We start from the raw sequence: 25,164 nt of genomic DNA on the forward strand, positions 1-25,164 counted from the left end.
TGGACTCCGGCCGTCTCCGGCCGTCTCCGGCCCCGGGGGGCTCAGGCCTGGGGCCGGAGACGGAGTCCCGGTCCGTGGACCGGGGGCCTGAGCCTCAGTCCTTGGGCCGGGGCGGTGCCGGAGTGTGGCGCTCCATCGTGACGAACTCCTCGTTCACCGTGGACTCGGACGGAAGGACGGGCGGTGTGGCAGCGCCGTCCGCCGTCGCCGGGGCGCCGTCGCCCGTGGTGGCCGGAGGTGTCACGGGCGGTGTGACGGGAGCCTCGGCCGTGGTGGGCGGAGTGACGGGGCCGGGCGCGGGAGGCGCCGGAGTGTGGCGCTCGCGCGGCAGGATCCCCTCGGCGGGCGGGACCGGGACCTTCGCCTCGTCCTGCGGGGCGCCGGCCGGGACGGGTGACTGCGGCCGACCCGTGCCGGAATCGGCCGGGACGACGGGCGGGGTGACCGGACCCGGAGCGGGCGGTGCCGGGGTGTGGCGCTCGCGGGGCAGGATGCCCTCGGGAACGGACGGCGCCTGCGCGGCGCCGCGTGCAATGAATTCGTTCGAACTGTTCTGTGTCATCTTTCCTGTCCCCCATGTGTCGGTGCCGGATAACGAAAGGGGCCTTCCGGCCGGGGACTCCCCCGAGGGTTCCCGGACGGAAGGCCGGGGGACCTGCTCCTGACCCCCCGGAGAGGAGCAGGTCCCGCGTGATCCGTCTGCCCCCCGTTGCGACGGATCGACTGCTGACGAGCATGTCGGATCGGCATAAACATTCGATGAACGTCGAGACAGCAAGCGGTCACAACCGCTCCCAACTGGGGAAACGCTGTCGCCCGAGGGGTCGGTACGTCAAGCGTGTTCGAGCGTGCGCCCCCGGAATTCGCTTCCGAGCGCCTTCACGCCCCCTGATCAGAGGCCGCTGAGACTTCCTGACGCTCCCTCCGCTTCCCGCCGGGCCGTCCTTCCGCTTGGTGCCGCGTGGCCGGTGCCCGTGGCTACCGCGCCGGGAGATTCCGCGCCGGGAGGTTCCGTGCCGGGGCGGCCCGGTGGACGGCAGGCGCCGGGGCCGGACCGTCGGGCTCTCAGAGCGTGCTCAGCGGTGAGAGCAGCGCCCTGGCCTCTTCCGCTTCCGGTGCTCCCGCCGCTTCCAGAAGGGATGCGGCCTCCACCCAGCAGACCCGGGCGCGGTCTGCCTGGCCCAGTGCCGACAGCGCCCGGCCCAGGGTGATCAGCACGATGCCCCGGATCCGGTCGCCGCCGATGCAGCCGATGGCGAGGGCCTGTTCGCAGTGCTGGGCGGCGCGGGCCGCGCGGCGGGCCGAGAGATGGACCTGCGCGATCCGGAAATGGGCCGTGCCCTCCCAGAGCCGCTGCCGGTTGGCTTCGAACAGCTCCATGGCCTCCGAGAGCTGCTCCAGCGCGTCCGCGTGCCGCCCCGCCTGGGTGAGGGCGACGCCCAGCGCATAGCGGGCGTTGGCCAGCCGGAGGGTGTGGTTGATCCGCTCGTATATCGCGACGCCCTGCCGGGCCAGGTCGATCGCCTCCGGCACCCGGTCGAGGGCGAGCTGGGTCCGGGAGAGGTTGCACAGGGCGCTCGCCTCGCTGGAGAAGCTGCCGTCGAGCCGGGCGCCCTCGGATGCGCTGCACAGGAAGCCCTCCGCCGCCTCGTAGCGCCCCTGGTTGAAGGCGATGATGCCCCGGTCGTTGTCCGACCAGTACTGCGGGGCGGCGTCCCCGACGGCGCGGGCCAGCTCGGCCGCGATCCGGGCCTCGTCGTCCGCTTCCTCGTAACGGCCCGCGATCAGATGAACATTGGTCGTCGACACCCGGGCGCGGGCCTCGGTCCGCAGCTCCCCCGCCTCATGGGCGGCGTCCCGCACGGCGAGGGCGGCCAGCTCGTACAGCTTGGAGTTGGCCCCGGACTCGGCCAGCCCCTGCGCGGCCCACAGCAGATCGGCGGCGAGCCTCAGCCGCCCCGCGCCCGCCGCCTGCCGGGCGCTCGCCAGCAGGCAGTTCGCCTCCGCGTACAGCCAGTCCTGGGCGCGGCGGCGGTCGGCGAAGACCACCCCTTCGAGATTCACCGGCCCGACGTGGTCGACGAGACGGTCGCCGGGGCGTTCGATCCCGTACACCCGGGCGGCGGTGGCGAGATAGAAGTCCAGCAGCCGGGCGAGGGCCGCCTCGCCCTCCTCGGAGGTCTCGTCGCGCTCGGCGCAGGACCGGGCGTAGAGCCGGACGAGATCGTGGTAGCGGTAGCGGCCGGGGGCCGCGGACTCCAGCAGGGAGGTGTCGACGAGGGCCTCCAGCAGATCCTCCGTCTCCTGGACCGGGAGGCCGAGGACGGCGGCTGCGGCGGCCAGGGACATATCGGGACCGTCCGCCAGCCCCAGCATCCGGAAGGCATGGGCCTGGCCGGGCTCCAGCTGGCCGTACCCCAGCTCGAAGGTGGCCTTCACGGCGAGGTCGCCGGCCTGTAGCTCGTCGAGGCGGCGGCGCTCGTCGGCGAGCTTCTCGGCCAGCACCGACACCGTCCAGGTGCGCCGCGCGGCCAGCCGGGAGGCGGCGATCCGGATCGCCAGCGGCAGGAAGCCGCAGGCGGCGACCACGTCCAGCGACGACTGCCGCTCCGCCGAGACCCGTTCGAAGCCGACGATCCGGGAGAAGAGCTGGAGCGCCTCCTCCGGGGACATCACATCGAGGTCGACCAGATGCGCCCCGGCGAGGTCGACCATCCGGACCCGGCTGGTGACCAGCGCGGCACAGCCCGCGGTGCCGGGCAGCAGCGGGCGGATCTGGGCGGCGTCCCGGGCGTTGTCCAGCAGGACCAGGACCCGGCGGCCGGCGAGGGTGGAGCGGTAGAGCGCGGACCGCTCGTCGAGGGTCTCCGGGACGGCGGCCTCGGGCAGCCCGAGGGCCCGCAGGAAGGCGCCCAGGACCGCTTCGGGCTCGGCGGCGCGGGTGCTGGTGCCCTGGAGGTCGACGTAGAGCTGGCCGTCGGGGAAGCGGGGGCGGGCCTCGTGGGCGACGTGGACGGCGAGCGTCGTCTTCCCGACACCGCCGATGCCCGCGAGCGCGGACACCGCCATCACGGAGCCCTCGGCCGCCGAGAGCTGCTCGCTCAGCTCCCGGACGAACGCGGCCCGGCCGGTGAAGTCGGGGACGGTCGCCGGGAGCTGCGCGGGCTGGGCGAGCGGAACCGGTGCCGGATGGTGCTCGACGGGCGCGGCGAGCGTCGCGTCCGCGCGCAGGATGCGCTCCTGGAGCTGCGACAGCTCGGGATTGGGGTCGACGCCCAGCTCCTCCAGGAGCAGCCGCCGGGTGTCCGCGTAGACCGCGAGGGCCTCGGCCTGGCGGCCGCTGCGGTAGAGGGCGAGCATCAGCAGCTCCCGCATCCGCTCGCGCAGCGGATGGGCGGCGGTCAGGGCCGTCAGCTCCGATACGGCCTCGGCATGGGCCCCGACCTCCAGATCCAGGTCGAGCCGGGTCTCCATGAGCTGGAGCCGCCACTCCGCCAGCCGGGTGCGCTGATTCTCCGCGTAGGGGCCGGGGACATTGGCCAGGGGTTCGCCGTCCCACAGGCCCAGAGACTTGTTGATCATCATCCGGGCCTGGGCCGGGTCCCCGGCGGCCCGGACCTTCTCGGCCGCCGCGGCCAGCTCCTGGGCGACGAAGAGGTCGAGGGCGTCCCGCTCTATCCGCAGGGCGTAGCCGCCGGACTCGGAGACCAGGGTGGTCGCGGAGAGCACCTTGCGCAGCCGGTGGGCATAGGTCCGGATGGTGGCCAGCGCCTGGGACGGCGGCTCGTCGCCCCACATCGCGTCGATCAGCTCGTGCGAGGTCGCCGTCCGGCCGTCGCGCAGCAGCAGCGCGGCGAGGAGGGCCCGCTGCTGCGGGGAGCCCGACGGCAGCGGCTGCCCGGCGCGCCACGCCCGCACGGGGCCGAGCACACTGAAGCGGAGTTCGACGGCGTCGTTGGCTCCACTGGCCTCGTTGGGCGCCGGAGTGCGCTGCTCCGGTACGCGAGGCCCGCTGTCACGGTCCATGCTGCCCCCTGCCCCCAACTGCCGGTTCGCATCCGACAGTCTGCCTTGTACACGACGGCCCCGTCAGCAGGCGGAGCGCTTCATTCGGCTCAATGCCCGGCCCCCGGGGCCCGTAATACCCCATGGCGATCTTCCGCCACATCCGGCAATCGTCCCTCCGCTTTCCCTGGTCAGCCGGGGCCGAAGCGTCAAGGCCGGTAGATTTCACCGGGGTTGGCCTTGGCCGGAGCCAGCAGCTGGGACACCGTGACAAAGGTGTAGCCGCGCTTCTTCAGCTCCGCGACGATCCCGGGAACGGCGGGAACCGTCCCGTCGTAGATGTCATGCAAAAGAATGATTCCGTCCTTCTTTGCCTGCTTGAGGATGCGGCTCTCTATCAGGGCGGAATCGTTGGTCGAGTAGTCCTTGGCGGTCGCGTTCCAGAGGATCTGGGCCAGTCCCAGCTCCTTGGAGACGGCGGTCACGTCGTCGTTGATCCGCCCCTGCGGCGGCCGCATCAGGGTGGGCTTCTGCCCGGTGATCTTCTCCAGCTCGATATTGGTCCGGGACAGCTCCTCGCGGATCTCGTCCTTCTTCAGCTTGTCGAGCCGGGGGTGGGTCCAGGTGTGGTTGGCGACCTCGTGGCCCTCGTCGGCGAATCGTTTCACCACCTCGGGCCACTTGGTCAGATGGTTCCGGCCCATGACGAAGAAGGTCGCCGGGACCTTCTCCTTCTTGAGGTAGTCGAGTAGCTGGGGGGTCTTCTTGCCCGGGCTGGAGTCGAAGGTCAGCGCGATGCACTTCACCTTCTCGCAGTCGGTGGTCCCCGGAGCCGGCTCGCCCTTCGCGTCCCCGCGCGCGGTCGCGGGCGCGGTGGTTTCCATTCCGCAGCCCGCGAGCACGGGCACGGCGAGTGCGACGAGCGCCGCGGCGGCTATCAGGCGGACGTTCCTCCTGGTGGCGGGCATGGTGGGGGTCCCCCTGGGTTTTCTGGAGCGGTCACTTCCGCTTGCACACTACACACGGCGTGCGGCCCGCTCGGCGGGGGCACTGGGAAGGACGCGGCGGAGGGGGTCGCGGTTCCCCGGGGTGGAGGAGAGGTCCATGGGGCGGGTGGTGCGCGTCCGGCCGGGAAGCCCCGCCCGCCCGGTCCGGGACCCGCTGCTCCGGCGCCGTACCACCGGCGAACCAGCTAGCTGACGTACCGTCAGATCGACGCTACCGTGAATCCATGGAGACCTTCCCGAAGATCATCTCGGTGGACGACCATACGGTGGAGCCCCCTCATGTCTGGCGGGACCGGCTCCCGTCGAAGTACGCGGACACCGCCCCGCGCATCGTCCGCGCCCCCCTCAAGGAGCTGACCTTCCTCGGCGGAAAGTTCGCGCCGGTCATGGGGGAGAAGGGGGACGACGGCCCGATCGGCGACTGGTGGCTCTACGAGAACCTCCGCCGCCCCCTCACCCGCCTCGACACCGCCGTCGGCTGCGACCGCGACGAGATCAGACTCGAAGTGATCACCTACGAGCAGATGCGGCCCGGCTCCTACAGCGTCCCGGAGCGCCTCGCGGATATGGACGTCAACCACGTCCAGTCCGCGCTCTGCTTCCCCACCTTCCCCCGCTTCTGCGGCCAGACCTTCACCGAGGCCAAGGACCGGGAGCTGGCCCTGCTCTCGGTCCGCGCCTACAACGACTGGATGGTCGAGGAGTGGTGCGGCCCCGAGGCGCGAGGGCGGCTGATCCCCCTCACTCTCGTCCCCCTCTGGGACGCGGAACTCGCCGCCGCCGAGGTCCGCCGCAACGCCGCCCGGGGGGTCCGCGCCGTCGCCTTCTCGGAGATCCCCCCGTTCCTGGGCCTGCCCTCCGTCCACAGCGACGACTGGGACCCCTTCCTCCAAGCGTGCGACGAGACCGGAACGGTCATCGCCATGCACATCGGCTCGTCCTCCCGGATGCCGTCCACCTCCGCCGACGCCCCGCCCGCCGTCGGCTCCACCATCACCTTCGCCAACTGCTGCTTCTCGATGGTCGACTGGCTGATGAGCGGCAAGTTCGAACGCTTCCCCCGGCTGCGGATCATGTACGCGGAGGGCCAGATCGGCTGGATCCCGTACATCCTCGAACGCGCCGACGTGGTGTGGAAGGAGAACCGCGCCTGGGGCGGGGTCGCGGACAAGGTGCTGCGCCCGCCGTCCGAACTCTTCGCCGAGCACATCTACGGCTGCTTCTTCGACGACCCCTTCGGGCTGCTCAATCTCGACGCGATAGGCGTGGGCAATGTGCTGTACGAGACGGATTACCCGCACTCCGACTCGACCTGGCCGAAATCCCGTGAGGTCGGCGAGGCGCAGATGGGCCACCTCGCCCCGGACGTCGTCGAGCGGATCGTCCGGGGCAACGCGATCGAACTGCTGGGCCTGACGGAGGACGGCCTCTGGGCGGGCTGAATCCCTACAGCTCCACGGCTCTGCGGTTCTACGGCGCGGTGCGCTCCAGCGCGACCACGGGGATCACCCGCTCGGTCCCGGCCTGGTACTGGGCGAAGGCCGGGACGCGCTCGGCCTGCGCCGCGTACAGCCGGTCGCGCTCCTCGCCCTGGAGGGCGACCGCGGTGGCCTCGTACGTCTCCACCTCCCCGCTCCCGGTCCCGACCTCCACGGTCACCCGGGGGTGCGCCGAGATGTTCCAGTACCAGGCGGGGTGCCGGTCGGCGCCGCCGTTGGAGGCGAAGACCAGCACCCGGTCGCCGTCCTGCGTGTACGCCAGCGGGGTCGTCGTCGCCTTTCCGCTGCGGGCGCCGGTGGTGGTGAGGAGCACCAGCGGCAGGTTCTCGAACATCCCGCCGACCCGGCCCGCGTTCCCCCGGAACTCCTCGATGATCTTCTGGTTGAACTCCGACGGTGACATCGGCTGCTGCTCGGACACGATCGGCCCTTTCGCCGGCGGTGACGCGGCGGCGTGGTTGCCGCCACGGGAAAGGATCCTCGCACCCCTCGGCGCCCTTCCCGGAGAACCTGCCGCGTGATGGCCGGAGAGCGGTTCCCAGTACGGCGGCTCCACGACGGTCAGCGCCCGGGCGAGGCTGCTCGGCAGTATGACGACGTCCGGCCACGGTTCCAGCAGATTCAGCGGCCTCGGGGGGAGGCACGTACCGGCCTCCGTGGGTCGCTGCCCGTTCATGCCGCTTCCCGGTCGACCCGCAGCGCACACCAGGCCCCGCCTGCCGTCACCCCCCACCCGTCGGCGAGTACGGCCACCAGATGCAGCCCCCGCCCGTTCTCGTCGAGCGGCCCGGACTCCCGCATCCGGGGCACCCGCGGACTGGCCGACCCCACCTCCACGAACAGCCGCTTGTCCGTCCGCCACATCCGGATGTCCACGGCACCCTCGCCGTGCACCAGGGCGTTCGTCACCAGCTCGGAGACGATCAGGTCCACGGCGTCGGTGAGATGGTCCAGCCGCCACAGCCGGGTGTGGGCCTGAGCGGCGTACCGCATGAGTCCGGGCCACAGCCGGTCCTCTTCGGTGAGCGGATCACCGGCCTTCCCTGACCGGTTCAACCGCACTTCGAACCCGACGGTCGAAGGGGTCTCGGGATCGAGTGTTGAGGTGCACATGAGGGTCCTCCCGCAAGCCTGTACAGGGGTCGCGCGAATGTGCGAATCCGCAGCTCGCAGGTGGTGTGGGTTCGAGCAAGGCCGCACATGGTTCGTCTTCCTCAACTACGGTGGCGGCAGGGTCGAACTCCCTGCAACCACAACGTCCTTGAAAATTCTGAAACACCCGTAAGTGGACTATGCGGGGACGTGCACAACGGGCCTGAGGGCCTGCGCAGGGGTGTAGCGCGCCCGCTCACGGAGATAGTTAACTGACACGAGGGGCACTGGAGGGTGCGCACGTGGGAGCCAAACGAGGGGCGACAGGGCGTCGCCTGGAACTAGGTATTCAGCTGAGGCAGTTACGGGAGAACTGTCCCCCGGTAGAGGTAGACCGCCTCAAGGGGATGACGCGCAGAGCTGCGGTCAAAGGCCTGAGCGACCTCTCGGAGCCGACGCTCACCCGAATCGAACTGGGCGAGCTGAACTTCCGCCGGAACGTGGGAACCCTCCGGACCCTGCTGAGGCGGTACGGCGTCACCGATCCCGAACTCGTCCAACAGCTGATCGAACTGAACCGCGAGGCACCGTCGGAGGAGTGGCTGACGCAGTACCGGGCGTTCATGCCGACGGGGATGCCGCACTATGTGGGGCTGGAGGCGGAGGCGGTCGGGATTATGGCGTATCACCCGACGGTGGTGTACAGCCTGCTTCAGACCCCGGAGTACGCAAAAGCAGTACATGAGATGGGCCGCCCCATCGAGGACACCACTGCGGAGTTCATCAGGCGCAGCGTCGAACTTCGGATGGAGCGAAAGCGCAGGGTCCTGAGCCGTGAGGATTCAGTCCGCCTTCGCGTGATCCTCGGTGAGGCGGCTCTACGCATCCCTGTGGGCGACGACGCGGTGATGCAAGGGCAGTACGAAGAGATCATTCGGCTGACGGAAGAGGTCAACATAGCCATCCAGGTGATGCCGTTTCGTCGCGGCTACCGGGCGATTCACGACTTCTCCATTCTTGACCTCGGCGATCTGCCCTCTCGTGTCCAGGCCGACAATGCCTGGGGTGCGGTTTCTACCTCTGACAAGCCCCGGGAAGTGGACCGGTTCACCCGCCGGTTCGATGCGATGGCAGGTGCGGCCCTCGGGGTCGAGGAAACCATCGACTTCGTGAAGGAACTAGCGAGAAAGCAGTAGAGCCATCAACATTCACACGCCCCCAATAGCCCTGATTCCTGCGGGCCCCTGGTTCAAGTCGTCATACAGCGGCGACACGGGCAACAACTGTGTCGAAACCGCCTGGTTCAAGTCTTCCTACAGCGGTGGCACCGGCAACAGTTGTGTCGAGGTTGCTGACTTCGCCACTCACATTGGGATCCGCGACTCCAAGGTCGAGGACGGACCCGCGCTGCACGTCCCCACCGCCGCCTGGTCCTCCTTTGTGACCTTCGCGGCCGGGGAGCCGAGCCTGTAGGACCGCGTCGGGTGCTCCCCTTTCTCCAGCAAGGGGAGCACCCCCACAGCCGTCACCCACCCCACCGCCAGTACAGCTCCGGCATCGGCTGCTTACCGCAGGCGGAGAGCTTCAGCTCCGGGTTCTGCCGGTCGCGGGCGTCCCAGCGGGCGGGGAGCTTGCGGTCGTCCTGGTACAGACAGCGGTTCCCGCTCCCGGAGATCTGCCAGGCGGTCCGCTTCCACGAGGTGCTCTGCCACGGCACCCGGGTCCACTGCTGGTCCGGGTCGCCGGGCTTGCACGGCGCGAGCCGGGCCGACCCCTCTGCCGCGGTCAGGCAGGAGTCCCGGTCGCCCCGGAGCCGGATCGTCTTGTCGTGGCCCAGATCCCACTTCTGTTCAGGCGAACCGTCGCAGGCGCGGATATCGGCCTGGCCGGCGTCGGCGTCGGCGTGGAGACACTGCTCCGGGCTCCGGCCCGTGAAGTACGTCGTCCGGCCGATGTCCCCCAGCAGCTCCCCGGCGCGCGGATCCCGTGGACTCTGCTGGTACTGGCGGTGGATCCACAGGCTCCAGTCCTTCTGGAGCGGGCCCTTGAAGGGGGTGACGCTCGCGCAGGTCCCGGTGGCCCGGCACCTTCGGTTGGCGATGTACCAGCGCGCCACCTCGTCCTTCTCGGCGGACTGCGCGGCGGTGAGGTTCGGTTGCAGCGGGGACATGGTGTAGCCGAGATAGGCGGACACCGGGATGCCGAGGGTGTAGCCGACCTTCCTGACGTAGCGGGCGGTGATGCCGTGGTCGCTGTGGTCGACGCCGCCGTTGAGGCCGAAGGCGAAGGAGGCGTTGTCGTGGTCCATCGTGAGGATGCGCTGGGCCTTGCTCAGCCGGACCAGTGCGGAGACCGTCGAGAGCAGCCGGTCCTCCGTATAGTTCCCGCCGTCGCCCTGGAACGCTTCGATGCTGCTCCTGTCTCCCTCGAAGAGCTTGAGGAGGCTGTTCGGGCTCTGCCCTTCCGGCAGCCCGTCGTGGAGGTCGAGGAAGGTGAGCCGTACATCGGTGTCCCGGTCCTGGTCGGCGAGGAGATAGGAGCGGACGCGGACGCCGTCCGCCTGCACATCGGCCCGTTTCCAGTCGTTGGACGCCTCCGCCATCTCCGCGTAGGCCGCCCGTACGCCGTACTCCCTGCGGTCGACGTACTCCAGTGCCTTCAGCCGGTCCTTCTTGCCGTCGTCGCCCGCGGTCAGATAGACGGTGTCGACGCGGCACCCGGCACGGATGGTGTCCCTGATCTCCGGCGTCAGGAAGAACACGTCGTCATCGGGGTGCGCGACCCCCACCATCGTTCCGCGGCAGGCAGGCGGATCCTGCGCTCGGGCCGGCCCGGCCGCCGTCTCCGGCGGGGGATAGCAGCCAGCCGCCGCCAGTAGGGCGGCACCCAAGGCCAGCGCGGCCGCAGTTCTCGCCGGGTGGCAGCTCCGGTCCACCGAAGTCCTCTCCATCGTTGACGTTCTTCCGATGGATGTTCGTCCCGTGGCCGGGCGCGGGACCGACTGACACGCCGGGGGCCCGGCCGGAGCCGCCCATCCGATGGGGCCAGGCCCGTCCGGGTGGCGGCCGAACGGGTGATCAGGCAGTCGTGGCGACCCTGTCTGAGCAGCGGATCGACGCATCTCGCGGAGTGGATTCCACGGCCGGGTGGTTCATGGGCCGACTGGGCTGGAAAACCGGAAGGAGATGGGGAAATGGGATATGAAGAAGGGAGTTGGAGTGTTTGTTCGTCTTGTACTGAGAGGGACGCTGGCTGCGAGCGCGGCTCTTGCGGCCGTGTTCGCCACCACCGGTCCGGCGGGCGCGGCGTCGGGATGGGTCATTCGCAATGACTTCACCGGTGCCGTGCTCGATGCCCGCGGTCAGGGAACCGGTAACTGGACCGAGATCTGGGCGTACGGATCGAACGGCCAGGACAACCAGAAGTGGAGCCTCCACGAGGTCTCCTCGGGCGTCTACAACATCCAGGGTGTGCAGAGCGGTCGCTGCATCGACATCGCGCACAGCGACACGGCCGGTCCCGGCGCCAATCTGGTGTTGTGGGACTGCAATTCCAACGCTTCGCAGAAGTGGATCGCGGAGAACCAGGGGAATGGTCACTACAAGCTCCGGAACTCCCTCAACACCGCGTGGTGCATGGAGGCCCCGGCCAGGGACTACAACGTGAAGATCAATTGGTGCGGTTCGGGTCCGCAGACCTTCACCTGGTCCTGGAGCTGACCGGCACGGGGCTTCCGGCGGGGCGGCGGGGGCCGGGCGGGACGTGTCGCGGCCCGCTCTCCGCTCCCGCCCGCACAGGAGAAGCGGATAGGTCATCCGTATGTGTTACCGTGGGATAAGTGGATGACCTATCCGTTACTTGCGGGGGAGGACCCATGCGGAAGACCGCGGTCGTCACGGCCGGGACGGCGGGGATCGGCCTGGAGACGGCGCTGGGGCTGGCCGCCGAGGGCTTCTCGGTCACCGTGGTGGGCCGTGACGCCGACCGGGGCGCGCGGGCGGTCGAGCGGATCGGCGCGGCATATCCGGCGCATCCCGGCCGATTCCTGTCCGCTGATCTTTCCTCGTTGGACGAAGTGCGCAGACTCGCCCGCCGGATCGCAGCCGACCACGCCGACCCCGAGCGTCCCCTGACCGTGCTGGTCAACAATGTCGGGGCGATGTTCCCGCGGCGGCGGGTGGTGGACGGTGTCGAGGCGTCGTTCGTCGTCAACCACCTTTCGCCGTATCTGCTGACGGAACTGCTGCTGCCCACGCTGAAGGCCGGCGCGCCGAGCAGGATCGTGAACGTGACCTCGGGCGCGGTCGGTGTCGCCAAGCGGGTGTTCGACGAGGTCGAGCCGCCCGGCGGCTACTACGGCTTCCACTGGTACGGCCGCGCGAAGCTCGCCCACCTCGCTTATACGCTCGACCTCGCCGCACGGCTGGACGGTACGGGCGTCTCCGTCTTCGCCGCCGATCCCGGAGGCGCGGCGACCGATATGACCAACGGAACCCTGACCGACCCGAAGATCGTCTCGCCCGCGCTGCGTCTGCTGTGGCCGCTGGTGCGCCGGAAGTTCGCCCGTTCGACATCGGGTTCGGCATCCGTCGCCGCCAGGCCCTCCGTTGCCGCGGCCACCGACAAGGCCCTGTCCGGTCGCACCGGCATCGTCATCGGCGCCCGAGCCCGCCCCGAGGCACCGTTCCGCGCGGCGACCGACCCTCGTCTTGCCGAGTCTGTTCGCAGGCTCAGCGAGCGGCACGCGCCGATCACCGCCGTCCGATCCGACGACCGGCCGACCTAGCATGTTCCTATGACGACACCCCTGCGCAGGGACGCGGCACGCAACTGGGACCAGATCGTCTCGACCGCCCGTGTCCTGGTCGACCAGGGCATGCCCTTGCAGCTCAACGATGTCGCACGGCGCGCCGGACTCGGTGTCGGGACGGTCTACCGCCACTTCGCCACCCCCGAAGCCCTGCTGGAGACCGTCGCCACCCCCTGTCTGGAGTCCCTGGCCGCCTGTGGCGAACAGGCGCTGGCCGACCCCGATGCCTGGCGCGCGTTGAGAGGTTTCCTGACCCGTACCGTTGAAGCGCAGGTCACCGACGCGTCCCTGCCCCCGGTCGCCGCAGCGGCGGACGACGCCCTCGCGCGTACCACGGAACTCAAGGAGTCGCTTCGCGCGGCCGGTACCGCACTCCTGGAGCGGGCAGTCGCCGCCGGGGCGGTACGCCGCGACCTGGCCCCCGCCGACCTGGTCCCGCTGATGTGCGGTATCGCCCACGCGGTAGACGTGCACGGGGGCACCCCGGCCGACCGGATCGACACAGCGCACCGCTACCTGGAGACACTGCTGGGCGGCCTGTCGGCCGCCGCGCCGGGCCTCTGACATCCCTGCGGCTGCCCAGGGGGGTATCCGTGGGGCGGAGGCGGTGAGGCGGCTTCCGGTCCGGCGGAACCGTCTCCCTGAGGGGGAGCATCTTCCGAAGTACGGGGGAGCGCCAACCGGCACACCGACGAGCGGCCCGGAGCCGTCGGCCGGTGCCGGTGCCGGTGCCGGTGCCCGGGTCGGTCGGCGGACACCGCCGGGTCCGCGCCGGTCCGCTCGGTCTCGCCGACGGGTCCGGGGTGCCTGACCCGGATCGGCGATCTCGGGGTCCGGCCGTACGGAGCCGGGCCACGCGAACGGCGTCACCCCCCTCCCTTGCGGGGCGAGGGCGACGCCGTCGGGCTCGGCTTGAGACCGTGGTGTTGCTATCCGGCGAGGCTGTACTCTCCGCCGCCCGCGATCAGCGAGATGCTGCTCAGGCTGTTGACCGGAGTGGTGAGGGTGGTCTGGTTGGTGGTGGAGCCGTTGCCGATCTGGCCCTGGTTGTTGTAGCCGACGGCGCTGACCCGGCCGTCGCGGTCGAGAACGAGGGTGTGGTAGCCACCGGCCGAGATGGCGCGGATGTTGGTCGCTCCGTCCAGGGTGATGGGCGCGGGGCGGTTGGTGGTGGTTCCGTCGCCCTGCTGGCCCTGGGCGTTGTAGCCCCAGGTCTTGACCGTGCCGTCCGCGAGGCGGGCGACGCTGTGGTAGACGCCGGCGCTGATCTCACGGGCGGTCGTGATGCCGTCGACCCGGACCGGGGTGATGCGCTGGGTGGTGGTGTTGTCGCCGAGCTGCCCCTCGGAGCCCCGGCCCCAGGCCCAGACCGTGCCGTCCGCGAGCCGGGCGAGGCTGTGGGCGCTGCCGCCCGCGACGCTGCGCGCGTTGGCGAGGCCCGTCACGGTGACCGGGGTGATGCGGTTGCTGGTGGTGCCGTCGCCGAGCTGGCCGTTGGCGTTGTAGCCCCAGGCCTTGACGGTGCCGTCGGCGAGGACGGCGATGCTGTGAAGGGCACCGGCGGCGATGGCCTCGACATTGGTGAGACCGGCGACGGTGACCGGGGTGTTGCGCTGGGTCGCGGAGTTGTCTCCGAGCTGGCCTTCGGAGTTACGGCCCCAGGCGCGCACGGTGCCGTCGGCGAGCAGCGCCAGGCTGTGGTAGTTCCCGGCCGCGACGGCGACCACGCCCCGCAGCCCGGTCACGGTGGACGCCTGCTCCTGGGCGGCGGTGCTGCCGATGCCGAGCTGGCCCTCGGCGTTGCGGCCCCAGCTCTCCACCGTCCCGTTGGAGAGCAGCGAGAGGCTGTGGTAGTACCCGGCGGCCAGGCTGTCGATGGAGCTGCCCGTGGCGCCGGGGATGGTCACGGGCTTGTACTTGGCGCTGGTGAGGGTGCCGCCGAGCTGGTAGTTGTCGTTGGCGCCCCAGCCCTTGATCCGTCCTTCCTGGGCGGTGGCGGCGGGCAGGGCGGTCCAGGCCGCGAGGACGGTCAGGAGCGCCAGGAGGAGGGCGCGGACCGGGGCGCTGCGGCGATGGTGGTTCGGACGCACGTTCATAGGAACCTTCGCGATTGCGTGGTGCAGGGGCGCATAGGCACGGTCTGCACCACTGGGGAGCTGTTGAGCCCCATGGGTAGCGAAAATTCGGTTGCGCCCGCACTATCCGAGCCGCGGGTTCACCTGATCGGCGGCGCGGTCAATAAGGTGCGGGAATGTGAGATCCCGATAATCCCTTCAGGTGTTGCGGCGATCAGGAAGATGAATCCGTCCCGAGTCGGTGGATCAGGATGGATCGCGTAAACCACCTGGAGAATTGCGCGGATCTGCCTTTCCGGAACAGAGTCCGTGGAATGCCGCGGTACGCTCCGTCAACCCGGCTGTTCGGGTCGGGCCGTTCCTGTGCAGGGGGCCGTACGCCTTCCGGCGGTTCTGGCAGGCCAGGGTCCCGCCCAGGAACACGCCTTCGTTCCGGGCGTGTTCGGCTGCGGTGGATCATGTGTCCTGGTGCTTCAGCGGAAAGCCGCCCTGTCCGGTCCTTCACTTCAGCGGTCCGGCGGCGGGGGCTTCCGGGACCGGGCCGGTGCTGCCGGGGCATCGAACCCCGCCCGGCTCTGACGGAGGCGGCCGGGGTTACGGCAGCAGCGGGCGGTGCATGATATGCAGGCCCACATAGCCCTCGGTGGGGTGGTGGAAGCCCTCGGGGAGGGTGCCGATGATGGTGAAACCCAGGGACTCGTAGAGCCGGATCGCATGGACGTTGGTCGCCACGACCGCGTTGAACTGCATCGCCCGATAGCCCTCCGCGCGGGCCCACTCGATGCTGTACGCGCACAGGGCGCGGCCGATGCCCCGGCCGCCGTGGGCGGGGTCGACCAGATAGCTCGCGCTCGCGATATGGGAGGCGTTGCCCCGGTGGTTGCGGTTCATCTTCGCCGTGCCCGCGATGGCGCCCGAGGGTGTGACGGCGACGATCGTCCGGTCCGGCGGTGGGAGCAGCCACCAGCCGGGGGCTTCGTCCTCGGGCAGGTCGGTGGGGAAGGTGAAAGTCTCACCCGCGGCCATGACGGTGTGGAAGAACGGGCCGATCGCGGGCCAGTCGTCCGCCGTGGCCTCGCGCAGCAGAAGGGGCTCGCCGTCCCGGGTGCGAATACTGGGTTCCATAGGGCCATTGTCGCCGGTGGGTTGTCGAGCGAGGGAGATTTTACGAGGTGGGGCCGGGGCTCAAGGTGTGGCGGATCAAGGTGAGGAGTTCCTCGTCGGAGAGGCCTATCGCACGGGCCTCGGCGGCGAGTTCATGCACCCGCTCGATGAGCCGGCCGCGGCCGGGGCCGGCTCCGTCGCTGATCACCGCGCCCCGGCCGCGGCGGAGTTCCACCAGGCCCTCGTCGCGCAGCTTCTGGTAGCCGCGGAGCACGGTGTGGAGGTTTATCTCCAGGGACGTCGCCAGCTCGCGGGCGGCGGGGAGCCGCTCCCCCGGTCCGGCGGAACCGTCGGCGAGCGCGCGCCGGACGGAGGCCGCGACCTGGTCGCTGAGGGAGAGCGGCGACTGGTGGTCGATGCGGAAGAGCATGTCTCGCTCTCAGGGGATGGGATGGGATGGGATGGGTCGGGGTGGGGGCGGGCGGCGGGGCCGGGTCAGCCGGCCGTGGTGCGGCGCTCCCGGTCGGCCAGGGCGTTCAGCGTCGCGGCCGCGGTCGTCGCATCGTCCACGGTCACCAGAAACGTACCGCCCGATGACCGGCTGACGGCGAGCGCGTCGCCCGACCGCAGGATCACCCCGCGCGCACCGGCCCGGACTCGGTAGCCCCAGCCGCCGAAGTCGCGTACGGCGCTGACCGGGCGGGTCGCGGCGGACGCTATCTCGTCCAGGGGGACGTGGACTCGCGGGGCGCGCAGCCCGGCCGGGGTGACCGTCAGCCCGCGGGCGTCCGCCGTCACCCGGACCCGGCCGGTCGCGGCGAAGAGCAGGCCGAGGGGTACGGCCAGGGCGAGCAGCCACCAGCCCGCGAACGCGCCCAGCGCGGTCAGCCCGGCGCAGGTGATCGCACCCGCCGCCCACATCCCCGGCGCGGTGACCGTCCGGGTCCAGACGATCTGCTCCCCGGGGCGGAGGGGGAGCCGCTCGCCCTCGCCCGCAGATAGGCCCTGGTCCGCCGCGACCGGGTCGGGACCGGCGGTGAACCAGGCCAGGGCGCCCACCGCGGCACCGGTCGCCGCGGCTGCGGCTATCTGCCAGTCGGAGAAACGGACGGCGGCGGGATCCGCGGCGCCGGAGTTGGCGAGCAGGAGCATCACCGCCAGATAGCCGACGAGTGCGATCGTGCCCGCACCGACCGCGAGCAGCAGCCGGGGCGCGGCCGTTGCCTGCCGGACACCGGAGGTGAAGCGGGCCGTCACACCGAAGAGGGCGCCGAGCCCGAAGAGGGAGAGCACGGCGGCCAGAGCGAAGGCCCCGCGGCCGGTGAAGCCGTCGGCACGGCCGTCCTCCCCGGCGTGCGTCGCCAACTGGGCCGGGAGGTCGTTCCGTACGGAAGCGAAGACCGCCAGGAAGACCGCTGCGGCCACGACCGGCGGCAGCGCCAGGACGCACCCGCGCCGCAGCCGCGCGGCACGGGTCCCGGCGGACGGGTCCGGCGTGGGGGCCTGGGTCGCTGATCGTCTCACTTCACCCTCCAACCGGTTCGGTTAGTTCTATGTCTACTAGAACAATAGAACGTGGAGGGCCCGAAGGGAAGTGGGAAGTGGGAAGTGGGAAGAGAAGGGAAGGGCACAGGGCGGCGCGGAGAGGGAGAGCGGGAGAGCGGCGGAGAGGTCCGGGGGGGCGGGCCTCTCCGGGCCGGGCGGAAGAGGCCCGCCCGGGTTCCGTTCCGCCCCCTCCCTCCGGCCGGGCACCCGCCGCCCGCCCGGCTCAGCCGACCGTCACCGGCGGCGGGCTCCAGCGCTTCCTCGGCGGCACCCCGCCCGAGACCCCGAACTCCTTCTTCAGCTGCTCCGGGATCGCGTAGTGCATCACCCGCCCCCGGGTCAGCGCCGACAGTTCGAATACCGACACCAGATCCCCCAGCTTGTCGAGCGCCCACGCCCCGTACGGCGAACGGTCCTCCACGGTCTCCAGCACCCCCAGCAGATGCGGAACCGCCTTCACCGCCGTGTCCCAGGGGGTGCGCGGCACCCCCAGCCAGTCCCCGCAGGTGTCCCCGACCAGATGGCGGACCAAGGCCCCTACGATCGGATCGAAGAGCGTCCCCGGGACCACCTCCTCGTACATCTCGACGAGCTGCCGGGTCAGATTGACGCCCTCGTCCGAGGGGCCCATGTGCAGGGTCATATAGAGGTCGGAGAACTGCCGGGCCTCTTCCAGGGTCTTCGGCACCGCCTCCTGGTCGACCCCGAGCATCGCCCCGACGACCCGCCACGCGTAGTAGTAGGCGTCCGCACCCTCGTTGCTCATATGGACGCCGAGCCGGTGCAGGCTGTCGAGTACCAGCATGGAGAAGAACATCTGCCCGCCGATCATGTCCTCCAGACAGATCGGCACCCCGTCGGCCACCGTGTCCCAGCGGCCCTCGCGCAGCAGATGGTGCCGGATCGACGCGTGCAGCAGCCGTACCTTCTGTGCCGCCGGTACGAAACGGCTGCCCGCCTCGAAGGCGTCGGGCCGCATCAGATAGACCACGAACTGCCCGGTCTCCGCCATCCGCTTCGACGGATACGCCAGCGAGTGCGTCGCCGACAGCAGTCTTGCCACCCTCGGTACGACATAGCAGGCGGGCATCGAGGCGAACGACAGCGCCGTGGAGATATGGACGTTGTTGTCGATGAAGAAGAGCCGCGCCTTCTCCATTTCGCCCCAGTCGACCCACGCGGGCGGCGCGGCGGTCGTCTCCAGATACTCGCGGGCCACGTCCGGCAGCCCTTCCGGCAGCGGGGAGCCCGCGGTGGAGACGTACCGCATCAGAGTGTTGAACGTTCCGACGTCACCGCTCTCGAAGAGCGCGGCGACCGTGGCGTCCGCCAGTTCGTCGCCCTGGTTGCGCAGTGCCTTGAGGGACTCTTCGGTATAGGGGTACGGCATCGGGCGTCCTGTCTCTCTCGTGTTCGTTGTCCGTGTTCGTTGTCCGTGTCCGTGTCCGTGTCCGTGTCCGGGGCGGATCGGGGCGGGCCGTGGGAGGTGTCAGAACTGGCGGACCGCCGCCGAATGCGCCAGGGCCGCCAGCGCGGCCGCCGCCGGGCGCGGTACGGCCACCTCGTCCAGGGCGCGGGTGGCCTCCTCGACCCGGGCGGTGATCATCCGTTCGATCCGGCCGGGCGCGTCGAGCCGGTTCATCAGCGTCCGTACGGAATCGACCCCGGCCGCGTCCAGGGACCGGCCCCGGCTCAGCAGCGTCCGCAGCTCGGCCCGTTCGGACGCGTCCGCCGCCCGCCAGGTCTCCGCCAGCAGCGCGGTGGGCCGGGCGGTCCGCAGATCGTCCGGGGCCGCCTTGCCGGTCCTGGCCGGATCGCCGAACAGGCCCAGCAGATCGTCCCGGAGCTGGAAGGCCTCGCCGAGCGGCAGCCCGTACGCCGAGAAGCCCGCCCGCAGCCGCTCGCCCGCACCCCCGAGCGCGCCGCCGATCAGCAGCGGCTGCTCGACCGTGTACTTGGCGGTCTTGTAGCGGATCACCTTCAGCGAGGCCGCCGTATCGGGCGGGGTACCGGTACGGAGGATCTCCAGGCACTCGCCCGCGATCAGCTCCCGGGCCAGCGCCGACCAGAGCGGGCGGGCCCGGGCCAGATAGGCGGCGGGCAGCCCGCTGCCGGCGAAGAGCTGCCCGGCCAGCGCCATCAGCAGATCCCCGACCAGCATCGCCAGCGACCGGGCCGCACCTGCCGTCCGCTGCCGCTGCCGCTGCCCGGAGCGGAGCGCGATATGGACGGTGGGCCGCCCGTGCCGCAGCGGGCTGTCGTCGATCAGATCGTCGTGCACCACGGCCGCCGCGTGGACCAGCTCCATCGACGCCGCGGCCAGCAGCAGCGCATCACTGTCGGGCTGCCCGGCCGCGCGCCAGCCCCAGTAGCAGAAGGCGGCGCGCAGCCGCTTGCCGTCCGCCACGGCCGCCTCGACCTGTTCGGCGACGGGCGCCAGATCGGGGTCGATGGCGACGAGCTGCTCCGCCTCCTCGGCGACGAAGCGGCGCAGGGCGGCATCGACCCGGAGCTTGAAGGCCCCGGGGTCGTAGCGGTCAGCCGTCATGGGCATGGGCGCCGGTCGCGTACCGGGACTGCCGGGCCAGCAGCTCCAGATGGGCCGGTGGCCGGGTGGTGTACCGGTCCAGGGCGAGCCGGCCCCGGGCCCGGAGATCCTGGCCCGCCTCGGCCGCCAGCTCTCCGGTGTCGGAGCGGCGCAGCAGACCCCGCGCGGTGTCGACGGCGGTGCCGACCGCCGTACCGACCGTACTCAGCACCAGATCCGCGAGCCCGGCGGCCACCAGGACCACCTGCTCGGCGAACTCCTCGTCCGGTTTCCCGCCCGGTTCGCCGCCCTGTGCGGGCCCCGGCCACCCGCTGCCCGGTTCCGATTTCCGTTCCGCCATGGCGTTGCCGCCCCCCTTGTTCCGGTTGTCCGGTTATCCGGTCGTACCCCCGTCCCCCGGCAAGGGTTCCGGGCGGGCGGGGGCCGGTGCGAGGGCGGAGGGCGATGACCGCTCCAACGGGGGACCCGTACGCAAGCGCATGCGGATTCGCTCCTGTTGCGGGCAGGAGCCTTCCGGGGCCGGGCAGGGGCGGGGCGTACGGGGACGGTGACCGGGGGCGCGGCAGTCGGGCCCACCCGTTCCGCTCCGCGGAACGACTGCCCGCCATTCGGTCAGAGGGCCCGTTCGAAGCAGAGGGAGTCGGGGGCGTCCCGATAGGGCCCGAACGCGGGGATCGGGATGTAGCCGGAGCGGCTGTAGAAGCGGACCGCGGCCTGCTGCCGGTCGCCGGTCTCCAGCCGCAGCGCACTCCAGCCGAGGTCGCGGGCCCGGGACTCCAGCGCGTCGAGCACGGCGGCCGCGGCTCCGGAGCCCCGGGCGGCGGGGACCGTGTACATCCGCTTCACCTCGCCCGTGACGGCGTCGAGCGCCCGCAGCCCGCCGCAGGCGACAGGGGTGCCGTCGGGGGAGTACGCGAGCACGAAGACGGCGATATCGGCCGCCGACGGTGGTGCGCCGGGCTCGCTGTCGGGCGTGCCGTACATCGCGGCTATCTCGGCCCGCTGGGCGTCCCGCAGCGCGGCGGCATCGGTGTCGGACCAGGGCACGTCCTCGATCGTGAAGTTCATGCCGGGATTGTCGCCCGGGGGTGTTTCGGGGATGTGTCCCGGTCGGGCGGGGGCCGCCGGGCTCCCTGCCCGACCGGGCGGGGGCCACCGGGCTCCCGGGGGAGTGTCGGTGGCGGCCGGTACCGTCGCGCATATGGACATGGTGGCGGGGATACGGGGCGCGGTCGCAGGCCGCGCCGCGGCGTGGGACTTCATCCGGGCCTTCGCGGCGGAGTGGAGCGCCGCGCCGCTCGCCGAGGACGACGGTTGCGGTGCCGGGGAGATCGCGGCGGCCGAGGAGCGGCTCGGGCTACGGCTCCCGGCCGCGCTGAAGGAGGCGTACGCCCTGCTCGGGCGGCGGCCCGACCTCACCGACAACCACGACGCGCTGCGCCCGCTCGCGGAGCTGGAGGTGGAGGCGGACGAGCGGGGTGCGGTGCTGGTCTTCCGGGACGAGAACCAGGGTGTATGCCGCTGGGGGATACCGGTGACCGATCCGGCCGATCCGGAGCGGGACGACCCACCGGTCGTGGTCCGGCTCGACCTGGCCGACAAGTCCGATGAGCGGTGGGAGCCGTGGCTCGCGCGGGTGTCGCACTGCTTCGTGGAGATCGTGCTCGCGGAGTCGGTCCACGAGCCGGAGGAACTGACGGCGATGCTCGACGACGACGAGGGGGAGGAAGGGGACCTCGCCGCCGAGGAGGGCTTCGCCCGGCTGCCGTTCCCGGACTATCCGCCGGGTGACCCCCGGCCCACCCGCTGGTACGCGGGGCCGGACCTCCTCGTCAGGGGCGGGAGCGTGGTTTATGTCAGGGCCCGTACGGAGGAGGCGCTGGATCTGTTCCTCGGCCCGGACGAGGAGGGGTGAGGAGAAGCGGGGGGGAGTGCGAAGGAGTAGGGCGGGTCCGTCTTCCGCCGGGGCCCGGCCGGAGCGCGGCGCGGCCTTGTCTCCTGCGCCCCCAGGTACCACGATGGGCCCCAGCCGAGATATGACGTTCCGTCAGATTCACGCCGAGGAGGCCGCCGGATGCCTGCGCGGACCCTGCCCACCCTGCCCCGAGGGCTGCTCTCGTACGGAATGCAGCTTCCCGTCCAGTCCCAGAGCACCCTGTACGCCGAGCCGTGGGAGGCCCGCGCCGGGGCCGAGGAGCTGGTCGAGGTCGCCCGTACCGCCGATCGCACCGGCTTCGCCTATATCGCGGTCTGCGACCATATCGCCGTCCCGCGGCGGCTCGCCGATGCCATGTCCACCGTCTGGTACGACCCCGTCGCCACGCTCTCCTTCCTGGCCGCCGCCACCCGCCGGGTCCGGCTGCTCAGCCATGTCGCGGTGGCCGGGCTGCGCCATCCGCTGATCACCGCCAAGCAGTACGCCACCCTGGACCACCTCTCCGGCGGGCGGCTGGTCCTCGGGGTCGGGGCCGGACACGTCCGCGAGGAGTTCGAGGCGGTCGGGGCCGACTTCGACGGGCGCGGGAGGGTGCTGGACGAGACGATCGACGCCCTGCGCGCGGCCCTGGGGCCCGAGGAGTTCCCGGAGCACCGGGGCGAGCTGTTCGCCTTCTCCGGGCTCGGCCAGCGTCCCCGGCCCGCGCAGGAACAGGTACCGGTCTGGGTCGGCGGCTCATCGCCCGCCGCCGTGCGCCGGGCCGCGCTCAAGGGTGACGGCTGGCTCCCGCAGGGCGACCCCCGCGGCGAACTGCCCGCGAAGATCGCGAGGCTGCGGCGGCTCCGGGAAGCGGCCGGTATCGAAGCACCCGCCGTGATCGGCGCCATCGCCGAACCGCTGTACGTGGGCGATCCCGGTTGGCCGGTAGGGCGGCGGACCCTGGCCGGGAAGCCGGAGGCGCTCGCGGAGTCGCTGCGGGCCTACGCCCGGATGGGCGTGACACAGATACAGGTCCGGTTCCGCAGTCGTAGCTGCCGTGAGCTGACCGATCAGATGGCGGCCTTCGCCGCCGAGGTCGCCCCGCAGCTGAACCCCTGAAAAGACGTTGGGAGATGGGCCGATGAGCAGTGGCACGGGTAGGGACGCCGGTACGGGTGCGGGTGCGGGTGCGGATGCCGGTACGGGTACGGGTAGGGATGCGGGTACGGGTACGGGTACGGGTACGGGTGCGGGCGTGGGCGCCGGGAAGCTGGCCGGGCGGACCGTGCTGATCACGGGGGCCGCCCGCGGGCAGGGCGAGGCGGAGGCCCGGCTGTTCGCCGCCGAGGGCGCCCGGGTCGTCCTCGGGGACGTCCTCGACGAGCAGGGCGCGGCCGTCGCGGACGAGCTGGGCGAGGAGACCGCGGTCTACGTCCGGCTCGACGTGGGCCGGGAGGAGGACTGGGCGGCCGCCGTCGCCACCGCCAAGGACCGGTTCGGGCAGATCGACGGACTGGTCAACAACGCGGGCATATCGCGCTTCAACCGGCTGGTCCGCACCCCGGCGGCCGAGTTCCAGGAGATCACCCAGGTCAACCAGGTCGGGGTCTTCCTCGGCATCAAGGCCGTGGCGCCCGAGATCGAGGCGGCCGGCGGCGGCACGATCGTCAATATCGCCTCGTACGCGGGCATGACGGGCATGGCGTATCTGGGCGCGTACTCCGCCTCCAAGCATGCGGTGATCGGGCTGACCCGGGTCGCGGCGCTGGAGCTGGCGGCCAAGGGCATCCGGGTGAACGCGGTCTGCCCGGGGGCGGTGGACACCCCGATGACCGATCCGGCCGTGCTGAACCCGCGCGCCGATCCCGAGGAGGCCCGGGAGTCGGCGGCGGCGCTCTACCGGAAGCTGGTGCCCATGGGTCGGTCCGGGCGGCCGGAGGAGATCGCCCGGCTGGTGCTCTTCCTGAGCTGCGAGGACTCCTCGTACATCACCGGGCAGCCGATCGTCATCGACGGGGGCTGGCTGGCCGGGGTCACCGCGGGCTGAATCCGCTCCCAGGCCAACTGATCTGACGGATCATCAGCTATTGACGTCGCGGAGGGGTGGTGGAACAGTCGACGGCAGTTATCTGACGGTGTGTCAGGTGGGATGAATCCGGAGTTCGCCGGGTGCCGGGATGCCACTCCGCCCGGAATGCCGGGGACATCCGGAACATCCGGGACGCCAGGGTCGCCCCGGGTCGCCCGTAACGGGAACACCCGGGAGCCGACACCATCGCGCACGAACCCCGCCGGGACCCAGAACCTCCAGAACCAAGGACGGTGAACCACCCGTGGAATTCGGGATCTTCGTACAGGGATACGTCGGAAAGCGCGCCGAGACCGACCCGCTCGCCGAGCACAAGGCGCTGATGGAGGAGACCGAGTACATCGTCGCCGCCGACCGCGCCGGCTTCAAATACGCCTGGGCCTCCGAGCACCACTTCCTGGAGGAGTACTCCCACCTCTCCGCCAACGACGTCTTCCTCGGCTACCTCGCCCACGCCACCGACCGCATCCACCTCGGCTCCGGCATCTTCAACCCCCTCGCCCCCGTCAACCACCCGGTCAAGGTCGCGGAGAAGGCCGCGATGCTCGACCACCTCTCCGAAGGCCGGTTCGAATTCGGCACCGGACGCGGCGCGGGCAGCCACGAGATCCTCGGCTTCCTTCCCGGCATCACCGATATGAACCACACCAAGGAGATGTGGGAGGAGACGATCGCGGAGTTCCCGAAGATGTGGCTCCAGGACGAGTACGAGGGCTTCACCGGCCGCCACTGGTCCCTGCCGCCGCGGAAGGTGCTCCCCAAGCCGTACGGCACGGCCCATCCGCCCATGTGGTACGCGGCGGGCTCACCCCCCTCGTACGCCATGGCCGGACGGAAGGGCCTCGGCGTCCTCGGCTTCAGCGTCCAGAAGGTCTCCGATATGGAGTGGGTCCTGGACTCCTACAAGACGGCGATCGGAGAGGCGGAGCCCATCGGCGCCTTCGTCAACGACAACGTCATGGTGACCTCCACCGCGATCTGCGCCGAGACCCACGACCAGGCCGTCGAGATCGCCGTCTCCGGCGGGCTCAACTACCTCCAGTCGCTGCTCTTCCGCTACCACGACACCTTCCCCCGCCCCGAGGGCATCCCCGAATGGCCCGAGCTGCTGCCCGACTACACCGCCGAGATCGTCGAACTCCTCATCGCCGAGGAGCTGATGATCTGCGGTGATCCGGACGAGGTCCGCAGGCAGTGCAAGCGCTGGGAGCAGGCGGGCGCCGACCAGCTCTCCTTCGGGCTGCCGATCGGCATCTCGTACGAGGACACCATGACCACGATCCGGCTGATCGGCGAGCATGTGATCCCGCATATCGACACCGACCCGGTGCACCGCACCACCCGCTTCCGGCAGACCGCCGCGGGGGCGGCGTGACCGGGGAGCCCCGGCGGAGCCGTCCGGCTGTCTGAAGTGACCGAGGTGCCCTGCCTGAGCCGTTCGACCGGGCGCCGGGAACGGCGGCCCGCCGCCCGCC

At 71.0% G+C, this 25,164-nt stretch carries 24 protein-coding genes; 10 read left to right on the forward strand and 14 right to left on the reverse strand.

The annotated features are described in order from the left end of the window. Positions 1-94 precede the first annotated feature (94 nt). The 3 genes from ACIQ9E_RS12530 to ACIQ9E_RS12540 all read right to left on the reverse strand — a co-directional run bounded on the left by ACIQ9E_RS12530 (position 95) and on the right by ACIQ9E_RS12540 (position 4,973). Positions 95-562 carry a hypothetical protein gene (locus ACIQ9E_RS12530; protein ID WP_403706044.1) on the reverse strand — a complete coding sequence of 156 codons (468 nt, stop codon included), beginning with the start codon at positions 560-562 and terminating at the stop codon, positions 95-97. 503 nt (positions 563-1,065) lie between these two features. Next, entirely contained in the window at positions 1,066-4,026 is a 2,961-nt protein-coding gene (locus tag ACIQ9E_RS12535; RefSeq protein ID WP_403706046.1) for an AfsR/SARP family transcriptional regulator, read from the reverse strand. Positions 4,027-4,214: 188 nt separating this feature from the next. Continuing rightward, positions 4,215-4,973: a polysaccharide deacetylase family protein gene (locus ACIQ9E_RS12540; protein ID WP_403706048.1), complete on the reverse strand. Its 759-nt coding sequence runs from the start codon at positions 4,971-4,973 to the stop codon at positions 4,215-4,217. A gap of 263 nt (positions 4,974-5,236) precedes the next feature. Here ACIQ9E_RS12540 and ACIQ9E_RS12545 point away from each other — a divergent pair, with 263 nt between their 5' ends. Beyond that, on the forward strand, positions 5,237-6,454 hold the full coding sequence (locus ACIQ9E_RS12545; protein WP_403706050.1) for an amidohydrolase family protein: 1,218 nt from the start codon (positions 5,237-5,239) through the stop codon (positions 6,452-6,454). Positions 6,455-6,482: 28 nt separating this feature from the next. Here ACIQ9E_RS12545 and ACIQ9E_RS12550 read toward each other — a convergent pair whose 3' ends face one another. Together ACIQ9E_RS12550 and ACIQ9E_RS12555 are read right to left on the reverse strand one after the other, a co-directional pair. Then, complete coding sequence (locus tag ACIQ9E_RS12550; RefSeq protein WP_403706052.1) at positions 6,483-6,932, reverse strand: nitroreductase family deazaflavin-dependent oxidoreductase; 450 nt, start codon at positions 6,930-6,932, stop codon at positions 6,483-6,485. 251 nt (positions 6,933-7,183) lie between these two features. Next, positions 7,184-7,624 (reverse strand): ATP-binding protein, encoded by a 441-nt coding sequence (locus ACIQ9E_RS12555; protein ID WP_403706054.1) that lies wholly within the window; start codon positions 7,622-7,624, stop codon positions 7,184-7,186. Positions 7,625-7,905: 281 nt separating this feature from the next. On the opposite strand from ACIQ9E_RS12555, the gene ACIQ9E_RS12560 reads away from it, so the two are divergent. Together ACIQ9E_RS12560 and ACIQ9E_RS12565 are read left to right on the forward strand one after the other, a co-directional pair. After that, positions 7,906-8,799 carry a helix-turn-helix domain-containing protein gene (locus ACIQ9E_RS12560; protein WP_389879915.1) on the forward strand — a complete coding sequence of 298 codons (894 nt, stop codon included), beginning with the start codon at positions 7,906-7,908 and terminating at the stop codon, positions 8,797-8,799. 34 nt (positions 8,800-8,833) lie between these two features. Continuing rightward, positions 8,834-9,076, forward strand: coding sequence for a DUF397 domain-containing protein (locus ACIQ9E_RS12565; protein WP_403706249.1), 243 nt, complete (start codon positions 8,834-8,836; stop codon positions 9,074-9,076). Between the two features lie 52 nt (positions 9,077-9,128). On the opposite strand, the gene ACIQ9E_RS12570 is transcribed toward ACIQ9E_RS12565, so the two are convergent. Continuing rightward, on the reverse strand, positions 9,129-10,394 hold the full coding sequence (locus ACIQ9E_RS12570; protein ID WP_403706056.1) for a PIG-L family deacetylase: 1,266 nt from the start codon (positions 10,392-10,394) through the stop codon (positions 9,129-9,131). 427 nt (positions 10,395-10,821) lie between these two features. Between ACIQ9E_RS12570 and ACIQ9E_RS12575 the strand changes: the two genes are divergently transcribed. From ACIQ9E_RS12575 to ACIQ9E_RS12585, 3 genes are all read left to right on the forward strand, one after another. Continuing rightward, the gene (locus ACIQ9E_RS12575) at positions 10,822-11,322 is read left to right on the forward strand and encodes an RICIN domain-containing protein (RefSeq protein ID WP_403706057.1); all 501 of its coding nucleotides are present in this window, start codon (positions 10,822-10,824) and stop codon (positions 11,320-11,322) included. Positions 11,323-11,477: 155 nt separating this feature from the next. Further along, positions 11,478-12,389, forward strand: coding sequence for an SDR family NAD(P)-dependent oxidoreductase (locus ACIQ9E_RS12580; protein WP_403706059.1), 912 nt, complete (start codon positions 11,478-11,480; stop codon positions 12,387-12,389). Between the two features lie 9 nt (positions 12,390-12,398). Then, entirely contained in the window at positions 12,399-12,977 is a 579-nt protein-coding gene (locus tag ACIQ9E_RS12585) for a TetR/AcrR family transcriptional regulator (RefSeq protein ID WP_403706060.1), read from the forward strand. A gap of 365 nt (positions 12,978-13,342) precedes the next feature. On the opposite strand, the gene ACIQ9E_RS12590 is transcribed toward ACIQ9E_RS12585, so the two are convergent. The 8 genes from ACIQ9E_RS12590 to ACIQ9E_RS12625 form a co-directional block, all read right to left on the reverse strand. Continuing rightward, positions 13,343-14,509, reverse strand: coding sequence for an RCC1 domain-containing protein (locus tag ACIQ9E_RS12590; protein WP_403706062.1), 1,167 nt, complete (start codon positions 14,507-14,509; stop codon positions 13,343-13,345). A 573-nt stretch (positions 14,510-15,082) separates the two neighbouring features. Then, positions 15,083-15,613 (reverse strand): GNAT family N-acetyltransferase, encoded by a 531-nt coding sequence (locus ACIQ9E_RS12595; protein WP_403706063.1) that lies wholly within the window; start codon positions 15,611-15,613, stop codon positions 15,083-15,085. Positions 15,614-15,653: 40 nt separating this feature from the next. Next, complete coding sequence (locus ACIQ9E_RS12600; protein ID WP_403706065.1) at positions 15,654-16,022, reverse strand: GntR family transcriptional regulator; 369 nt, start codon at positions 16,020-16,022, stop codon at positions 15,654-15,656. Positions 16,023-16,087: 65 nt separating this feature from the next. Further along, a complete protein-coding gene (locus tag ACIQ9E_RS12605; RefSeq protein WP_403706067.1) occupies positions 16,088-17,116 on the reverse strand; it encodes a hypothetical protein in 1,029 nt (342 codons plus the stop codon). A 244-nt stretch (positions 17,117-17,360) separates the two neighbouring features. Beyond that, a complete protein-coding gene (locus tag ACIQ9E_RS12610) occupies positions 17,361-18,527 on the reverse strand; it encodes an oxygenase MpaB family protein (protein ID WP_403706069.1) in 1,167 nt (388 codons plus the stop codon). Between the two features lie 99 nt (positions 18,528-18,626). After that, positions 18,627-19,685 (reverse strand): polyprenyl synthetase family protein, encoded by a 1,059-nt coding sequence (locus tag ACIQ9E_RS12615; RefSeq protein WP_403706251.1) that lies wholly within the window; start codon positions 19,683-19,685, stop codon positions 18,627-18,629. Next, positions 19,675-20,025 carry a polyprenyl synthetase gene (locus ACIQ9E_RS12620; RefSeq protein ID WP_403706071.1) on the reverse strand — a complete coding sequence of 117 codons (351 nt, stop codon included), beginning with the start codon at positions 20,023-20,025 and terminating at the stop codon, positions 19,675-19,677. Before ACIQ9E_RS12620 ends, ACIQ9E_RS12615 begins: the two co-directional genes overlap by 11 nt. 272 nt (positions 20,026-20,297) lie before the next feature. Further along, a complete protein-coding gene (locus ACIQ9E_RS12625; protein WP_403706072.1) occupies positions 20,298-20,753 on the reverse strand; it encodes a GNAT family N-acetyltransferase in 456 nt (151 codons plus the stop codon). Between the two features lie 109 nt (positions 20,754-20,862). Here ACIQ9E_RS12625 and ACIQ9E_RS12630 point away from each other — a divergent pair, with 109 nt between their 5' ends. The 4 genes from ACIQ9E_RS12630 to ACIQ9E_RS12645 all read left to right on the forward strand — a co-directional run bounded on the left by ACIQ9E_RS12630 (position 20,863) and on the right by ACIQ9E_RS12645 (position 25,064). Further along, positions 20,863-21,600 (forward strand): SMI1/KNR4 family protein, encoded by a 738-nt coding sequence (locus ACIQ9E_RS12630; RefSeq protein ID WP_403706074.1) that lies wholly within the window; start codon positions 20,863-20,865, stop codon positions 21,598-21,600. A gap of 159 nt (positions 21,601-21,759) precedes the next feature. Further along, complete coding sequence (locus tag ACIQ9E_RS12635) at positions 21,760-22,719, forward strand: LLM class F420-dependent oxidoreductase (protein ID WP_403706076.1); 960 nt, start codon at positions 21,760-21,762, stop codon at positions 22,717-22,719. A 22-nt stretch (positions 22,720-22,741) separates the two neighbouring features. Next, positions 22,742-23,647 carry an SDR family NAD(P)-dependent oxidoreductase gene (locus ACIQ9E_RS12640; protein ID WP_403706078.1) on the forward strand — a complete coding sequence of 302 codons (906 nt, stop codon included), beginning with the start codon at positions 22,742-22,744 and terminating at the stop codon, positions 23,645-23,647. 286 nt (positions 23,648-23,933) lie between these two features. Further along, on the forward strand, positions 23,934-25,064 hold the full coding sequence (locus tag ACIQ9E_RS12645; RefSeq protein ID WP_403706080.1) for an LLM class flavin-dependent oxidoreductase: 1,131 nt from the start codon (positions 23,934-23,936) through the stop codon (positions 25,062-25,064). Positions 25,065-25,164 lie beyond the last annotated feature (100 nt).

The sequence above is a fragment of the Streptomyces sp. NPDC094448 genome, assembly GCF_044763775.1.
Classification (GTDB): Bacteria; Actinomycetota; Actinomycetes; order Streptomycetales; family Streptomycetaceae; genus Streptomyces.

Excerpts from the sequence above, each read along its gene's own strand:
- ACIQ9E_RS12530 (WP_403706044.1), bottom strand. The coding sequence starts at position 562 with ATGACACAGAACAGTTCGAACGAATTCATTGCACGCGGCGCCGCGCAG.
- ACIQ9E_RS12535 (WP_403706046.1), bottom strand. The coding sequence starts at position 4,026 with ATGGACCGTGACAGCGGGCCTCGCGTACCGGAGCAGCGCACTCCGGCG.
- ACIQ9E_RS12540 (WP_403706048.1), bottom strand. The coding sequence starts at position 4,973 with ATGCCCGCCACCAGGAGGAACGTCCGCCTGATAGCCGCCGCGGCGCTC.
- ACIQ9E_RS12545 (WP_403706050.1), top strand. The coding sequence starts at position 5,237 with ATGGAGACCTTCCCGAAGATCATCTCGGTGGACGACCATACGGTGGAG.
- ACIQ9E_RS12555 (WP_403706054.1), bottom strand. The coding sequence starts at position 7,624 with ATGTGCACCTCAACACTCGATCCCGAGACCCCTTCGACCGTCGGGTTC.
- ACIQ9E_RS12570 (WP_403706056.1), bottom strand. The coding sequence starts at position 10,394 with ATGGTGGGGGTCGCGCACCCCGATGACGACGTGTTCTTCCTGACGCCG.
- ACIQ9E_RS12580 (WP_403706059.1), top strand. The coding sequence starts at position 11,478 with ATGCGGAAGACCGCGGTCGTCACGGCCGGGACGGCGGGGATCGGCCTG.
- ACIQ9E_RS12585 (WP_403706060.1), top strand. The coding sequence starts at position 12,399 with ATGACGACACCCCTGCGCAGGGACGCGGCACGCAACTGGGACCAGATC.
- ACIQ9E_RS12590 (WP_403706062.1), bottom strand. The coding sequence starts at position 14,509 with ATGAACGTGCGTCCGAACCACCATCGCCGCAGCGCCCCGGTCCGCGCC.
- ACIQ9E_RS12595 (WP_403706063.1), bottom strand. The coding sequence starts at position 15,613 with ATGGAACCCAGTATTCGCACCCGGGACGGCGAGCCCCTTCTGCTGCGC.
- ACIQ9E_RS12600 (WP_403706065.1), bottom strand. The coding sequence starts at position 16,022 with ATGCTCTTCCGCATCGACCACCAGTCGCCGCTCTCCCTCAGCGACCAG.
- ACIQ9E_RS12610 (WP_403706069.1), bottom strand. The coding sequence starts at position 18,527 with ATGCCGTACCCCTATACCGAAGAGTCCCTCAAGGCACTGCGCAACCAG.
- ACIQ9E_RS12615 (WP_403706251.1), bottom strand. The coding sequence starts at position 19,685 with ATGACGGCTGACCGCTACGACCCCGGGGCCTTCAAGCTCCGGGTCGAT.
- ACIQ9E_RS12620 (WP_403706071.1), bottom strand. The coding sequence starts at position 20,025 with ATGGCGGAACGGAAATCGGAACCGGGCAGCGGGTGGCCGGGGCCCGCA.
- ACIQ9E_RS12625 (WP_403706072.1), bottom strand. The coding sequence starts at position 20,753 with ATGAACTTCACGATCGAGGACGTGCCCTGGTCCGACACCGATGCCGCC.
- ACIQ9E_RS12635 (WP_403706076.1), top strand. The coding sequence starts at position 21,760 with ATGCCTGCGCGGACCCTGCCCACCCTGCCCCGAGGGCTGCTCTCGTAC.
- ACIQ9E_RS12640 (WP_403706078.1), top strand. The coding sequence starts at position 22,742 with ATGAGCAGTGGCACGGGTAGGGACGCCGGTACGGGTGCGGGTGCGGGT.